The organism is Sphingomonas sp. Leaf22 (assembly GCF_001421715.1).
Taxonomy (GTDB): Bacteria; Pseudomonadota; Alphaproteobacteria; order Sphingomonadales; family Sphingomonadaceae; genus Sphingomonas.
The window spans coordinates 1-14207 of sequence record NZ_LMKP01000007.1; the positions used below are offsets into that span (position 1 = coordinate 1).

10 protein-coding genes and 1 pseudogene are annotated in these 14207 nt (G+C 66.3%); 3 read left to right on the top strand and 8 right to left on the bottom strand.

What is annotated here, in order from left to right:
- Positions 1-359: 359 nt before the first annotated feature.
- The 5 genes and pseudogenes from ASE70_RS04800 to ASE70_RS04820 all read right to left on the bottom strand — a co-directional run bounded on the left by ASE70_RS04800 (position 360) and on the right by ASE70_RS04820 (position 6958).
- On the bottom strand, positions 360-1835 hold the full coding sequence (locus tag ASE70_RS04800) for an OprO/OprP family phosphate-selective porin (protein WP_156355984.1): 1476 nt from the start codon (positions 1833-1835) through the stop codon (positions 360-362).
- Positions 1836-2238: 403 nt separating this feature from the next.
- A pseudogene (locus ASE70_RS04805) lies at positions 2239-4626 on the bottom strand (TonB-dependent receptor).
- Positions 4627-4738: 112 nt separating this feature from the next.
- Positions 4739-5110 (bottom strand): winged helix-turn-helix domain-containing protein, encoded by a 372-nt coding sequence (locus ASE70_RS04810; RefSeq protein WP_056501971.1) that lies wholly within the window; start codon positions 5108-5110, stop codon positions 4739-4741.
- Between the two features lies 1 nt (position 5111).
- Positions 5112-5318 (bottom strand): TOBE domain-containing protein, encoded by a 207-nt coding sequence (locus tag ASE70_RS04815; protein ID WP_056501975.1) that lies wholly within the window; start codon positions 5316-5318, stop codon positions 5112-5114.
- Between the two features lie 185 nt (positions 5319-5503).
- A complete protein-coding gene (locus ASE70_RS04820; protein ID WP_056502121.1) occupies positions 5504-6958 on the bottom strand; it encodes an efflux transporter outer membrane subunit in 1455 nt (484 codons plus the stop codon).
- A gap of 84 nt (positions 6959-7042) precedes the next feature.
- On the opposite strand from ASE70_RS04820, the gene ASE70_RS04825 reads away from it, so the two are divergent.
- From ASE70_RS04825 to ASE70_RS04835, 3 genes are all read left to right on the top strand, one after another.
- Positions 7043-7663: a TetR/AcrR family transcriptional regulator gene (locus ASE70_RS04825; protein WP_056398894.1), complete on the top strand. Its 621-nt coding sequence runs from the start codon at positions 7043-7045 to the stop codon at positions 7661-7663.
- Between the two features lie 89 nt (positions 7664-7752).
- On the top strand, positions 7753-8841 hold the full coding sequence (locus tag ASE70_RS04830; protein WP_056501977.1) for an efflux RND transporter periplasmic adaptor subunit: 1089 nt from the start codon (positions 7753-7755) through the stop codon (positions 8839-8841).
- On the top strand, positions 8838-11930 hold the full coding sequence (locus tag ASE70_RS04835) for an efflux RND transporter permease subunit (protein ID WP_056501981.1): 3093 nt from the start codon (positions 8838-8840) through the stop codon (positions 11928-11930). Before ASE70_RS04830 ends, ASE70_RS04835 begins: the two co-directional genes overlap by 4 nt.
- A gap of 95 nt (positions 11931-12025) precedes the next feature.
- Here ASE70_RS04835 and ASE70_RS04840 read toward each other — a convergent pair whose 3' ends face one another.
- Genes ASE70_RS04840 through ASE70_RS19495 form a run of 3 tightly spaced genes read right to left on the bottom strand, consistent with a single transcriptional unit; the run spans position 12026 to position 14076 of the window.
- Complete coding sequence (locus tag ASE70_RS04840; protein WP_056501984.1) at positions 12026-12868, bottom strand: alpha/beta fold hydrolase; 843 nt, start codon at positions 12866-12868, stop codon at positions 12026-12028.
- The gene (locus tag ASE70_RS04845; RefSeq protein ID WP_056501986.1) at positions 12865-13899 is read right to left on the bottom strand and encodes an NADP-dependent oxidoreductase; all 1035 of its coding nucleotides are present in this window, start codon (positions 13897-13899) and stop codon (positions 12865-12867) included. The genes ASE70_RS04840 and ASE70_RS04845 overlap by 4 nt, the downstream gene beginning before the upstream one ends.
- An 18-nt stretch (positions 13900-13917) precedes the next feature.
- Complete coding sequence (locus ASE70_RS19495) at positions 13918-14076, bottom strand: hypothetical protein (protein WP_156355986.1); 159 nt, start codon at positions 14074-14076, stop codon at positions 13918-13920.
- Positions 14077-14207: the final 131 nt, after the last annotated feature.

Sequence of the window (14207 nt, forward strand, 5' to 3'; positions counted from 1 at the left end):
CTTTGCGCCGGTTCGCCTCGGACGTACGCAAGATACGCGATATCGTGCCGGGGCGCTGGCCCGACGGACCGGGGCGGGTTGCGCCACGCACCGACCCCGTCGTCCGTCGCTGCCGCTTGTGCGTCAAGGGCACCCCGAAAGCGACAACAACATTGCAGCGCGGGACAGCGCGCCGTGTCGCGCTCGGGCAACCCAACTGGCCGTAGCGTGAGCCGAAATTGCCTTGCAGCCCTCCCGTCGCCATCGAGACACGCAACGCGAACCGCGTCGATGGCGCGGCCGAGCAATTTGCCGGCCGCGCTGGTGGGGAAGGCGCGCACGGGCAAACCCTGTGCGCAGCCCGTCTGTGCGACTGACGATCAGAAGGTGACACCGATCCCGCCGGTAACGGTCTCGCCATTGTCCTTGCCGACAAACGCGCCGGCGCGATTGTCGGTGTTCCAGTGGATCAGGTTGAACTGCAACCGGATGATGCTGTCGAGATACCAGTTCACCCCGGCGGTCACCGCCGATCCGTTGCCGACGGTCGCGACGCCGCTATAATCTAGATTCTCGTACCGCGTCAGCAATTCGACGGCCCCCGGCCCGCCGTCGAACACCGGGCGCAGGACGCGCGGCTGTGCGAAGGTGCCGAGGCGCGGGTTGTACGGTGGCAGCTCGCCGGTGACGAACCAGCCGCCCGACAGGCTCCACGCCCGCGTGAGCAGATCGTCGCGCCCGCCGCTCAGGCGTGCATGGCGCTCGCCCGCTTCGCCCATGACCCAGAACGGGCCCGAATACCCGCCGAGTTCGGTGCCATAGCCGGTGGTGCCGGTTCCGCCGGTCAGCGTGCCGGTCGAAACCCGCAACAGGCTGTTGAAACGTCCGCCGATCACGGTGTTGCGGGTCAGCGAACCCGGCCCGTTGGCCAGCTTTTCATCAAAGCCCCACAGCCCGAAATGGACGATCGACCGATCGGTCTTGAGCGGGTTCCAGTGCGCGCGCGCGAGGACCGTCCGGCTGTCCGACACGCTCTGATTGGCGTCGACATTGTCGCCGCTGAGCGTGATCGACGCGTGACCGCTGTTCCAGAAGATCCGCGGCATCAGTGCGATGCCGTAGAAGCCACGCTGCGGGATAATCGAGGTCGCGACGACGTTCCGTTCGAGGAACGGCGGCGCGTCCGACCCGCTCGACCCTTCGAAGCTGCGATCGTTGAACATGTTGCCGAAGCGGACGTCGTAGGACATCTGCCCGATGTCGTTGCGCCAACCGACGAACATCGTGCCGACATCGGACACGTTGTCGGCAAAGTCGTTTTCGAACTGGTAGAAGAAGTGCGTCCCGATGGCACCCTCGATACCGATGCGCAGCGCGCGGGCGCCGGTGGTCGTGATGTTGCGCGCGTCATAGCCGGACCCGAAGGTCGAGCTGACATGATTGATGATCCGGCCGCGCATCTTGAACGTGTATTTGCCGTCGGCCGAGTGGAATATCGGCAATCCGCCACGCCATTCGGTGGTGACCCCCGATGGGTTCATGGCAGCGGCGCGTGCCTGTGCCACGGTCTGTTCGGCCGGGCTTGCCGGAATGATCTGTGGGGCGAAGGACACGGTTTCGCTGTCATGGCCGATAGTGGATGCCGCGGCGGTCGACGCCTGCTGGCGCGGCGCCGGCGTATCGGCGGCCGCCATCGGAACGACGGCGGCAGCAGGCGGCCTGCCTTCGAGCGCTTCGAGCCGCGCCCGCAGCATGGCGATTTCGCTTGCCTGCGCGCGCAACAGCGAGAGGATTTCGCTCTCGTCCGCCGGATTGCCTTGGGCGAATACGGGCGCGGAGAGCAAGAGCGCGGACATCGAGGTGCCAACGCAGAAGAGGCGTTTCATAGAGCAAGCCCATTGAGATACGGTGCCAAGTGCCATCGATCTTAATCGGACACGCAGGGGTACCGCATCGACAGGGGTTGCCTACAAACCCACCTTGTCGAAACCTGCCACGAATAATCTACGACGTCGTCCAGCCCCACCGGTTTTCAGGAAGTCATAGCTTAGGGCTGCGACGGTTAATTCCGCGCTAACGGAAACATTGTGTAACACTATATTTTGAAAGCGATAAAAATGGCCGGATGGGAGGTTCATCCTTGGTGATCTGACCTCTGTTTCCCATCCGCCCGGACCTGAAAACCGACCGGTGTTTGACCGGCTGCCCGTTCCTGGCCTGTCTTGCTGGCTGTCGTCCGGTTTCGCCCGCCGTGGCGTGCTACACGCGGAAGCGGATCGTCGCGCCGATGGTGCGCGGGTCGCTCGGCGTCCCGACGATCAAACCCGAATTGCCCGCCTGGATCGTCAGGTTCTGGATATAGTCGGCGTCGAGCAGGTTGCGCGCCCACAGGATCGCCTCGGTCCCGCCGGCGAAGCGATAGCCGATATTGGCGTTGGTCAGGTTGTAGCCGCGGATATAGGTGAAGCGCGAGAGGCTGGGATCGCCGTTGAAGCCGCTGCGCGAACCGGTGTCGACATGGAGCAAAATCTGCCCGGTGCCGACCGGCCGCCGGTAATCCAGCCCGGCGGTGATCGCGAAGCGCGGCAACGAGGCGAGGCGGCGACCGGTCAGGCTGCACCGCGTGGTGGCAGCGGTCTGCACCTCCAGCGGGCAGGGACCGGCGGGATAGTCGGTATAGTCGCCGTCGGAATAGGCGACGCTGGTCCGCGCGCTCAGCCCCGGCAGGATCAGCGCCGTCACGTCCGCCTCGATCCCCTTCACCGTCACCTGCGGAATGTTGGACAGATAGCCGCGCAGCTGCACCGTCTGGGTCAGCGAATTTTCGACCACCGTTGCCTGAAAATCGCGGACCTTGGTGTAGAAGCCGTCGATGTTGAAGATCAGGCGGTTGTCGAACAGCGTGTTCTTGACGCCGATCTCGTAGGTCTCGTTGCGTTCGGGACGGACGACCGCGGTCGCCAGCACCGGCCGGTTGTTGCCGTCGAGCGGTAGCCCCGACATGTTGATGCCGCCCGATTTGAAGCCGCGCGCATAGCTGACATAGGCCATCGTCGTGTCGGTTACCTGCCACGCGAGGTTGCCGCGCCCCGACAGGCTGCCGTCGCGGTCATGCGCCTCATAGCTTTGCGGGCGCAGCACGCCGAGACGGGCGTTGATGAGCGCGGCGTTGGTGGTGGCCAGACCGCCCGACACGGTGGTGGTGTAATAACCGTCCTTGTCCTCCTGCGTGTAGCGCAGACCGACCGTCGCGGTCAGACGATCGAGGAAGCGATAATTAACCTCGGCGAACGCGGCGTAGCTCAAGCTGCGGAAGTCGGTGCGGCCGTCCTGCCCATAGCCGTCGAGCAGGTTCGAAGGCACCGGCGTGGTCCCGGTCACCGTCCCGATCAGGTAACGCGCCGCCGCGGGACCGTAGATGCTGATCGGCCGCCCGGTCAGCCGCTGCCGAAAGCCATAGAGGCCGACGACATAGGACAGCGGTCCGCTGCCGTTCGAGGCGAGCCGCAACTCCTGACTATACTGGTCCTGTCGCGAGGGGATGTGCTGCGACAGCTGGACGGGAATGCCGGTATAGTCGCGGTCGTTCTCGGCATCCCAGTTCCAGAAGCGCCACGCGCTGACCGATGTCAGCGTTACCGGTCCCAGATTCCAGTCGGTGATCGCGCTGACGCCGCCTTCGTTGGTGTCGACGCCGAGCGGACCATCGATGTCAGTCTTGCGATCATAGGCGTCGGTGCTGGGTGGCGCATAGCCGAACTGCGCGGCTAGACCGTTCGGCCCGCCGAACTGGCGGTTGGCGGCGCGCAGCGACGTGCCGGTGCGCAGATAGACCTGCGTACAGCAATAGGCCTGGAAATTGGTGAAGTCGGCGATGACCCGCATCTGGATCGTGTCGTCGGGCTTGAACAGCAACTACCCGCGCACCGCCTGCGTCCCGATCGTGTTGGCATCGCGCCCCGTGCGGACATTGTCGAGCACGCCGTCGCGCCGCGTCGACACGCCCGAGATGCGATAGGCGATGGTGTCGGTGATCGGTCCCGACGCCCAGCCCTTCGCCTGCACGAAGTTGTAATCGCCGTAGGACAGTTCGGCAAAGCCTTCGCGGGTGAAGGTCGGCGCGCGGGTGGTGATGTTGAGCGCGCCCGCCGTGGTGTTCTTGCCGAACAACGTGCCCGGCGGTCCGCGCAATTCCTCGACCTGTTCGATATCGGCGAAGTCGAACGCGGCGGTGGCGGGGCGGGCGTGATAGACCTGATCGACATAGAAGCCGACGCCCGGCTCCAGCCCGTCGTTCGCCTGGCTAACCGCGACCACGCTCGATCCCAGCCCGCGGATGGTGAAGGCGGTGTTGCGCGGGTTGGCCGAGCTGTAGTTCAGCGTCGGGATCAGCGTCGTCAGCCCCTGCGTATTGACCGTATAGCTCCGGTCGATCAGGTCGCCGCCCACCACCGACAAGGCGGCGGGCACACGCTGCGCATCCTCCGCCCGGCGTCGTGCGGTGACGATGACCTCGGGGAGGCCGTCATCGGCTGCATCGTCAGCGGCGCTTTGCGATGCGTCCGTCGCAACCGTCCGGGCGATGGCCGGAACGCCGAACGCAGGCATGGCCGTGGCGCAGAACAGCACTGCGAACCGCTTCGACATCGATGAATACCCCTTTTTGCGGTCCGCATGGCCGCATTATGTTCGGGCGTATATCGAGGATATATTTTGCCGTATATAGAGAGTTAGTGTTGGCTGCTCGATCGTCTTGCGTTCAGCTATTGGTGACCGGCTCGGCACGAAGATGGGCGCGCAGCCGGCGATAGGCCGGGCGCTCGACGATGGTGGCGGCCTCGCGCTCCATCTCGCGATAGGCTTCGAGGACGGCGAGGCCAGTCGCACTGACCTTCGCCCCGCGTTCGCGACCGCCGCCCTTGATCGTTTCGACCAGCACGGGATCGAAGCACCGGTTCATTTCGTCGACCAGCAGCCAGGCACGGCGATAGCTCATGCCAAGCGCACGACCTGCGGCGCTGATCGAACCTTCGGCGACGATCGCTTCCAGCAGGTCGGCCTTGCCCGGCCCCATGGCCAGCGCATCGCCGCAGGCGATCTGGATCTTGAGCCAGAAGGGGCCGAGCTTCATCCTACTTGCCGATCATCACGTCGCTGGCCTTGATGATGACGGTGACCGTCTCGCCGGTCGCCAGCCCGAGATCGGCGATGGCTTCTTCGGTAATGCTGGCGGTGACGATATTGCCGCCGCCGATGTCGACCTTGATCGAGCCGTTCACGGCCCCCGGCGTAATTGCGGTGATCGTGCCGGAAATCTGGTTGCGTGCGCTGAGCTTCATGATCGGTCTTTCGATAACGTGGAGGCCGGGATTAATACCCGAATATGCATCCTGTCGCCATCGACCGCTGACCGGTACCAGCAGGAGCTATCAGGCTATGATGCCTCATCCGCAGCGGCAATTGATCGCGGCGGCCGGGCGCGCCGGCACCGCCCGACCTGCCCTGCGATCCGCCGACCGTTCTTTCAGTTTGATGCGACGGTGTCTTCGGTCGGCGACCACCCGCCGCCCAACGCCCGGAATGCCGCGACGGCGGATTGTGCGGACTGCACCCGCGCCTGCGCCGCAGCGTCGCGCGTGGCGAGCAGGCGGTTTTCCGCGTCGAGCACCTCGATGAGGCTTACGACGCCTCCCTTATATGCTGCCAGGGAGGCGGATCGTGCGCGGTCGAGCGCGGTTTCGCCCTGTTGCAGGGTTCGGATCTGACCCTCGCGTTCGGCGACGGCAGCGAACGCGTTCTCGACATCTTCCGACGCCCTGACGATGGCGAGGCGGTAGGCGGCCAGCGCCTCTGCATCGCGTCCGCGCGCCGCCGCGACCTCGGCATCGACCCGGCCGAAATCGAACAAACGCCAGCGCAGGCCGAGGATGCCTTGCCCCTGCGTGGCAGCCGATCCGAACAGCCCGCCGACCGCGGTGGTCGCGGTGCCGACCAGTCCGCTCAGTGAAAACTTCGGGTAATATTCGGCGAGCGCCGATCCGATCCGGGCATTGCTCGCGATCAGGCGCTGTTCGGCGGCGATCAGGTCGGGGCGGCGGCGGAACAGGTCGGCGGGGCCGCCCGCATCCGAAAGCTTCGGTGCGACGGGGATCGGTGCGACGCTCGCCAATGCCGCATGATGCGTACCCGGTTGCTGGCCGGTCAGCACGTCCAATGCATTCATCGCGGTTTCCAATGCGATGCGCAGTCCGGGCAGCGTCGCGGCGACCTGTTGATACGCGCCCTCCGCCTGACGCAGTTGCAGTTCGGCGGCGACCCCCTTGCGGAATTGAAGATCGACGATCGCGACGAGACGGCGCTGGGTTTCGACCTGCTCCACCGCGATCGCGAGACGTTGCTGAAGACCGCGGATCGTCAGATAGGTTTCGGCCGTCTGCGCCGCGACGGAAATCCGTACGCCCGACACCTCGGCACGCGACATCGCATAGTCCGCCCGCGCCGCCGTCTGGCCGTTGCGAAGGCCGCCGAAGACGTCGGGTTCCCAACTCGCGCCGACACCGGCACCATATAGACCGGTGCTCCGTTCGAAACCCGGTGCTGCGCTGAGCGCGCGCCCGATGGGCGTTTCGAGCGATTGCGACTGATAGGTCGCATTGGCGGTACCCTGTCCGCTCGGCAGCAACGCCGCGTTGGCGGCGCGCAGTCCCGCCCGCGCCTGCTGCACGCGAGCAGCCGCCTGCGCGATGTCGAGGTTGTTGCGCAACGCTTCCTCGACAAGGGTCACCATCGTCGGATCGTTGAAGCCGCGCCACCAGGTGACGAGGTCGACCGGCGTCGAGGCGGGGCGCGCGTCGATGGCATCCGCGTTGTGGAAACGGGCGGGCACCGCGACCTGCGGCCGCTGATACGCCGGCCCCGCCGCGCAACCGGCCATGATGAGCAGAGGCGCAAGGAGGAGGGTAGAACGAGCGCGCGGCATGGCGGTCCAATCGATAAGGTTGGTTTCCAATGTCATTATTGGTCACTCGTTGTCAAGTTGGACGTCAGGCGATATGATGCACGGATGAATGAACCGCATATCATGAGCTTGCCCGGCCAGCGGGGCCCGACCGACCACGCGACGCGCGATCAGATCGTGGCGGCCGCCTATGAGCATTTCAGTCATTACGGATATGGCAAGACCACCGTGTCCGATCTGGCCAAGGCCATCGGATTTTCGAAGGCCTATATCTACAAGTTCTTTGATTCGAAGCAGGCGATCGGACAGGCGATTTGCGGCCAATGTCTCGAATCGATCTTCGGCGATGTGCGGGGCGCGGTCGAGAGGGGCAGTTCTGCGACCGAGAAATTGCGCCTTTTCGCCGAGACATTGGTTGGCAGAAGCGTCGAACTGTTCGCGCAGGACCGGCGCATCTATGAAATCGCCGTCCATTCCTCGATCGAGAAATGGCCGAGTTCGCAAGCCTATATCGAACGTTTGGTGGGTCTGTTGTCCGACATCATCGTCGAGGGGCGGGCGGCGGGGGAATTCGAGCGCAAGACGCCGCTCGACGAAACCTGCCGCGCGATCGTGGGCGCGATGGAGCCCTTCGCGAACCCGGTGATGCTGCAATATAAACTGGACGACCTGCCGCGGGGCGCGAACGAGATGATCAGTCTGGTCCTGCGCAGCCTCGCCCCCTGAACGCACCATCGCGGTGAGTTACTCGTGACCAATTGACAATACGGTCACTTCGGCTATCGAGCGATATCCTTTCGTCGAAAGATGTCGCCATGTTCCGCCGCTCCTCGCTTGCCAACGCCCTTGTTCTGAGTGCGCCCGCCCTGTTCCTTGCCGGATGCGGCAAGCAGGAGGCGGACCCGCGTACCGCGCCGCCGCTGGTCCGCGTGGCGGTCGCCGCGCCGGCTGCCGGGAACGGCCGCTATTTCACCGGCGTCGTATCGGCGCGCGTGCAGAGCGACATCGGCTTTCGCGTTGCCGGAAAGGTGACGCAGCGGCTGGTGAATGTCGGTCAGCGGGTCCGGCGCGGGCAGATCCTGATGCGGATGGACCCGACGGATCTGCTGCTTCAGACCGCGTCGCAGGCGCAGACGGTCGACGCCGCCCGCGCGCAGGCGGAACGGGCCGCGGCGGACGAGCGGCGCTATCGCGATCTGGTGGCGGCGGGCGCGGTGTCGGCCTCAACCTACGATCAGATGAAGGCGGCATCGCTGTCGGCGCAGGCGCAGTTGCGCGCGGCGCAGGCACAGGCGCGCATCGCGGGCAATGCCGCCGATTACGCGGTCCTGCGATCGACCGCCGACGGCGTCGTCGTGGCGACGCTGGCCGAGCCGGGACAGGTGGTCGCCGCGGGGCAGCCGGTGGTGCAGGTCGCCGAGGCCGGCCCGCGCGAGGCGACGGTCAGCCTGCCCGAATCGGTCCGCCCGGCCATCGGATCGGTCGCGCGCGCGACGCTGTACGATGGCGGCAGCGAGAGCACCGCACGGCTTCGCCAATTGTCCTCCTCCGCCGATCCGCGCACCCGGACGTTCGAGGCGCGCTATGTGCTGCAAGGCGCGGCGGCGACCGCGCCGCTTGGTGCCACGGTGCGGATCACGCTGCCGGGGGCGTCGGGCGATGCGGCGATACAGGTGCCGCTGTCGGCCCTGCACGACGCGGGTCGCGGGCCGGGTGTCTGGGTGGTCGGAGCGCGTGATCGGCGCGTCTCGTGGCGACCGGTCCGGATCGCGGGACTTGGCGAGGAAACCGCGCAGATCAGCGGCGGGCTGAACGCAGGGGACCGGTTCGTGGCGATGGGTGCGCATCTGCTGCATCAGGGCGAAGAGGTCCGGGTGGCCGACGGCCGCGACGGTGCCTTGTGAGCGGCGGGTTCAACCTGTCGGCGCTGGCGGTGCGAGAGCGGCCGATCACGCTGTTCCTCATCATCGCCATCTCGATCGCCGGCCTGTTCGCGTTCCTCAATCTCGGTCGCGCGGAAGATCCGAGCTTCACGATCAAGGTCATGACCTTCACGACCGTCTGGCCCGGTGCCACCGCGCAGGAAATGCAGGACCAGGTGGCCGAACCGCTGGAAAAGCGGATGCAGGAACTGACCTGGTATGACCGCAGCGAGACGTTCACGCGCCCCGGCTATGCCTTCACCCAGCTCTGGTTGAAGGACACGACCCCGCCCGATCAGGTGCCCGAGCAAATGTATCAGGCGCGCAAGAAGCTGATCGACGAGACGCCGAAGCTGCCGCGCGGCGTCGTCGGGCCGCTGGTCAACGACGAATTCGGCGACGTCACCTTCACGCTCTATGCGCTGAAGGCCCGCGACGTGCCGCCCCGGTTGCTGGTGCGCGAGGCGGAGACGATCCGCAATCGCCTGTTGCGCGTGCCGGGCGTCAAGAAGGTGCTGCTGATCGGCGAGCGGCCCGAGCGCATCTTCGTCAACCTGTCGGCGGACCGGCTGTCGACGCTGGGGCTGGCACCCACCGACGTGCTGGGCGCGCTGCGCGACCGCAACCTGCTGACCGCGGCGGGATCGATCGACACGCACGGGCCGCAGGTGCAGGTGCGGCTGGACGGGCCGTTCGATTCGGTCGAGGCGGTCGGGACGACGCCGATCGTCGCCGATGGCCGTACGCTGCTGCTGCGCGACGTCGCCGAGATCAAGCGCGGGTACGAGGACCCCGCGACCTATCTCATCCGGCATCAGGGCGAGCCGACGCTCGAACTCGGCGTCGTGATGAAGGAACGCTATAACGGCCTGCAACTCGGCAAGGACCTCGATGCGGCGACCACCGCGATCGCGGCTGAACTGCCGCTGGGCGTCAGCTTCACGAAGATCACCGACCAGTCGGTGAACATCGCCGAAGCGTATGGCGAATTCATGCTGAAATTCTTCGTGGCGCTGGCGGTCGTGATCGCGATCAGCCTGCTGAGCCTCGGCTGGCGGGTCGGCGTGGTCGTGGCGGCTGCGGTGCCGCTGACGCTGGCGGGGGTGTTCATCATCATGCTGGCGACCGGCCGCGATTTCGACCGCATCACGCTCGGCGCGCTGATCCTGTCGCTCGGCCTGCTGGTCGACGACGCGATCATCATCATCGAGGCGATGGTGGTGAAGATGCAGGAGGGCGTCAGCCGGATCGAGGCATCGACCTGGGCATGGGGGCATACCGCCGCGCCGATGCTGGCGGGCACGCTGGTCACCGCAATCGGGCTGATGCCGGTCGGCTTCGCCAAATCCAGCGCGGGCGAATATGCCGGCAACATCTTCTGGGTCGTGATGTTCGCGCTGCTGACGTCATGGTTGGTCGCGGTCGCCTTCACGCCCTATATCGGCGTCAAGCTGCTGCCCGACATCCCCCGGATCGAAGGGGGCCATGCGACCATCTACGACACCCCCAATTATCGTCGTCTGCGCCGGCTGATCGCGCGCATCGTCGAGCGCAAGGGGCTGGCGGTCGCTGCCGTCGCCGGCATGTTCGTCGTCGCGATTCTGGGGCTGGGGCTGGTGAACCAACAATTCTTTCCCGTTTCCGATCGGCCCGAAGTGCTGGTCGAAATCCAGATGCCCGAAGGTACGACGATCGGCGCGACCCAAGCAGCGGCGGTGAAGGTCGAACGCTGGCTGCGTCAGCAACCCGAGGCGAAGATCGTCACGACCTATGTCGGGCAGGGCGCACCGCGCTTCGTGCTCAACATCTCGCCCGAGCTGCCCGATCCGTCGTTCGCGAAGATCGTGGTGCTGACCGAGGATGCGAAGCAACGCGAGGAATTGATGCGGCGTGCGCGGATCGCGGCGGCGGCGGGGCTGGCACCCGAAGCGCGGGTGCGCGTGACGCAGATCGTGTTCGGCCCTCCCTTCCCGTTCCCGGTGGCCTTCCGCGTCGGCGGCCCCGATCCGCAGATGGTGCGCAGCCTTGCCGACAAGGTCGCGACCGTGATGCGCGCCAACCCGTCGCTGCGGCAGGTCAATAGCGACTGGGGCGAGCGCGTGCCGGTCATGCACGTCGCGATCGACCAGGACCGGCTGGGCGCGTTCGGCCTGACGTCGCGCGACGTCGCCGACCAGTTGCAGATGCTGCTGACCGGAACGACCGTGACCGAGGTTCGCGAGGACATCCGGTCGGTTGCCGTGGTCGCGCGTAGCGGCGGGAGCGAGCGCCTAGATCCCGCGCAGCTCGACAGTCTGACGCTGAAGGGCAAGGGCGGCGAGCGCGTGCCCCTGTCGCAGGTCGGGCGGATCGAGATCCGCATGGAGGCCCCGATCCTGCGCCGCTACGACCGGGTTCCGACGATCACGGTGCGTGGCGATGTCGGCAACGGCGTCCAGCCTCCCCAGATCGCGGGCGAGGTGCTGCAACAGCTGAAGCCGCTGATCGACGGCCTGCCTGCGGGCTATACCATCACCGCCGGCGCGGCGCTGGAGGAAGCCGCCAAGGCCAATACCGCGCTGGCCAAGGTGTTCCCGGTCATGCTGATCCTGATGATGATCGTCATCATCTTCCAGGTCCGCTCGATCGCGGCGATGGCGATGGTGCTGCTCACCGCGCCGCTGGCGCTGGTGGGGGTGGTGCCGACGCTATTGCTGTTCAACCAGCCGTTCGGGTTCAACGCGATCCTTGGGCTGATCGGTCTGGCGGGGATCATCATGCGCAACACGCTGATCCTGATCGGACAGATCCACAGCAACGAGGCGGAGGGGATGCAGCCCTATGATGCGCTGGTCGAGGCGACGGTGCAGCGTGCCCGGCCGGTGATCCTGACCGCGCTGGCGGCGGTCTTCGCCTTTATCCCGCTGACCTTCTCGGTCTTCTGGGGGTCGCTGGCGTTTACGCTGATCGGCGGGACGATCGGCGGCACGGTGCTGACGCTGGTGTTCCTGCCCGCGCTCTACGCGATCTGGTTCCGGATCCGGTCGCCGCAGGCGGCTGCCGGAACCGGCGAGGCTGCGATCGCCGGCTGATATGGAAGGAGCGGGAAGGGGGGCGGATCATTCCGTCCTTCGTCCCCGCCATTTGGCGTCAGCCGGTCCCGATCCAACCGCCGCCCCGGAGCCGCTCAGGCGTCGAGGAACATGATCGCCCGTTCGGCGAAGGCTTCGTGATACTGGAAGATGCCGCCATGGCCCGCATCGGGATACAGGACGATCTCGGCCCCGGGGATGCGGCGCGCCAGCTCGCGGGAATTCTCGCTCGGCACGATGATGTCGTGATCGCCATTGGCGACCAGCACCGGGATGCGGATCGTGTCGAGCGGCTGCGGCGACTGCTGCCCCCACGCCTTGATCGCCTGTTGTTGCCGCAGCAACGCGGCAATGCCGACCGATGTGTCGCGGTCGGTGGTGCGCAGCGCGAGCCGGTCGACGAACGCCTTGGCCGCGCTGCGTCCGTTGGCGCTGGCGGTGAAGAACATATAGGTCTTGGGATCGGTGAAGGTGACCAGCCCCTTCACGATCAGCGGCCACGAGACCGCGCCGACCCGGGCGATACCGGTGCCGCCCGCCGGTCCGGTGCCGGCAAGGATGGTACGGCGAACGAGGTCGGGCGTGTCGAGCAGGATTTGCTGCGCGACGAACCCGCCCAGCGAGAAGCCGATCAGGTCGATGGCGTTCAGGCCCAGCGCCCGGATCGCGGCGATCATGTCCTGCGCCATGCCGGCCACGGTCACCGGTGCCTTGCCCCCCGACCGGCCGATGCCGCGATAATCGAGCGCATAGACCGGGCGGTCCTCCGCCAGCCGATCGACGATGGCGGGATCGAAATTGTCGAGATTGGCGCCCCAGTGGTTGAGGAGCACCAGCGGCACGCCGTGTGACGGCCCGAGCCGCCGATACGCGAACTGCGTACCGGCGGCGTCGATCGTCCGGGTGGGGGTGCTGGTCCAGTCCGTTCGTTCGGTCATGTCGAAACCTTTCCATCCTCGGTCGATCCGGCGGGTGTGGTCACGACCACCTTGCCCTTGGCGCGACCGCTTTCCAGATACGTCATCGCGTCGTTGAGCTGGTCGAACGCGAAGATGCGATCGACCACCGGCCGGATGTCGCCCTGCTCGATCAGCGTGCCCAGTTCGGCCAGCTGGCCGCCATCGGCGTGCATCCACAGGAAGGAATAGGATATGCCCGCCCGCTTCGCCTTGCGGCGGATGCCCGCGCTCAAGGCTCGCAGCACGAGGCGCAGGACGATATTGAGCCCCTGCGCTTCGGCGAAGGCGGGGTCGGGCGGGCCGGAGATCGAGATCAGCTTGCCGCCGGGCTTGAGCACCTTCAGCGACGTTTCGAGCGTCGTGCCGTCGAGGCTGTTGAGCACGACGTCATAGCCGGACAGCATCTCGGAAAAGTCCTGCGTCCGGTAATCGATGACGATATCGGCACCGAGGCTGCGGACCAGATCTGCATTGGCCGCGCTGGCGGTGGTTGCGACGCTGGCGCCGAAATGTTTCGCGATCTGGATCGCGAGCGTGCCGACACCGCCCGATCCGGCGTGGATCAGCACCTTCTGCCCCGGCTGCACCCGCGCGACCTCGACCAGCACCTGCCACGCGGTCAGGCCGACGAGCGGGATCGACGCCGCCTCGACCATCGACAGATTGGCGGGCTTTGCCGCGACATCGGCTTCGGCGACCGCGATCCGTTCCGCAAAGGTGCCGATGTGCAGGTCGCGCGGCCGGGCATAGACGGCGTCGCCGACCCTGAACCGGCGCACGCCCGTCCCGACGCCGACGACGATGCCGGCAAGATCATGCCCGAGGATGAAGGGCGGTTTGTAGGGGACGATCGGCTTGAACGCACCGTCGCGCAGCTTGCCGTCGAGCTGGTTGAGCGCCGTCGCGTGAATCTCGATCAGCACCTGCCCGGCGGCCGGCACCGGATCGGGCACGTCGCCGAGCCGAAGCGCCCGGCCCTTGCCATATCGGTCGAGGAGATACGCCTTCATGATCGTCCCTGCTCCCGCTCAGGCGTCGACGGTGTCGCCGCCGGTGGTTTCGATGACGATGTCCACGCGCTTGCCGTCGGTCAACGCCTTGACCTCGTCCAACCAGTCCGCCCGCGCATGGATTTCGGCGAGCCGGGCGGCGAACGACTCGACGCCGGCCGGCAGTTTCGCGATCACGCAGCTACATAAAACCGGCACAAACCGGTGCTATCGCGAAACGCACAGGTGCTTTTCCTCCGGCTAGGCGAACCGATCGCGTGCAGGCCCGCTCGATGGAATGCCGGTCCTCGATATCCGCCGCGCCGCGG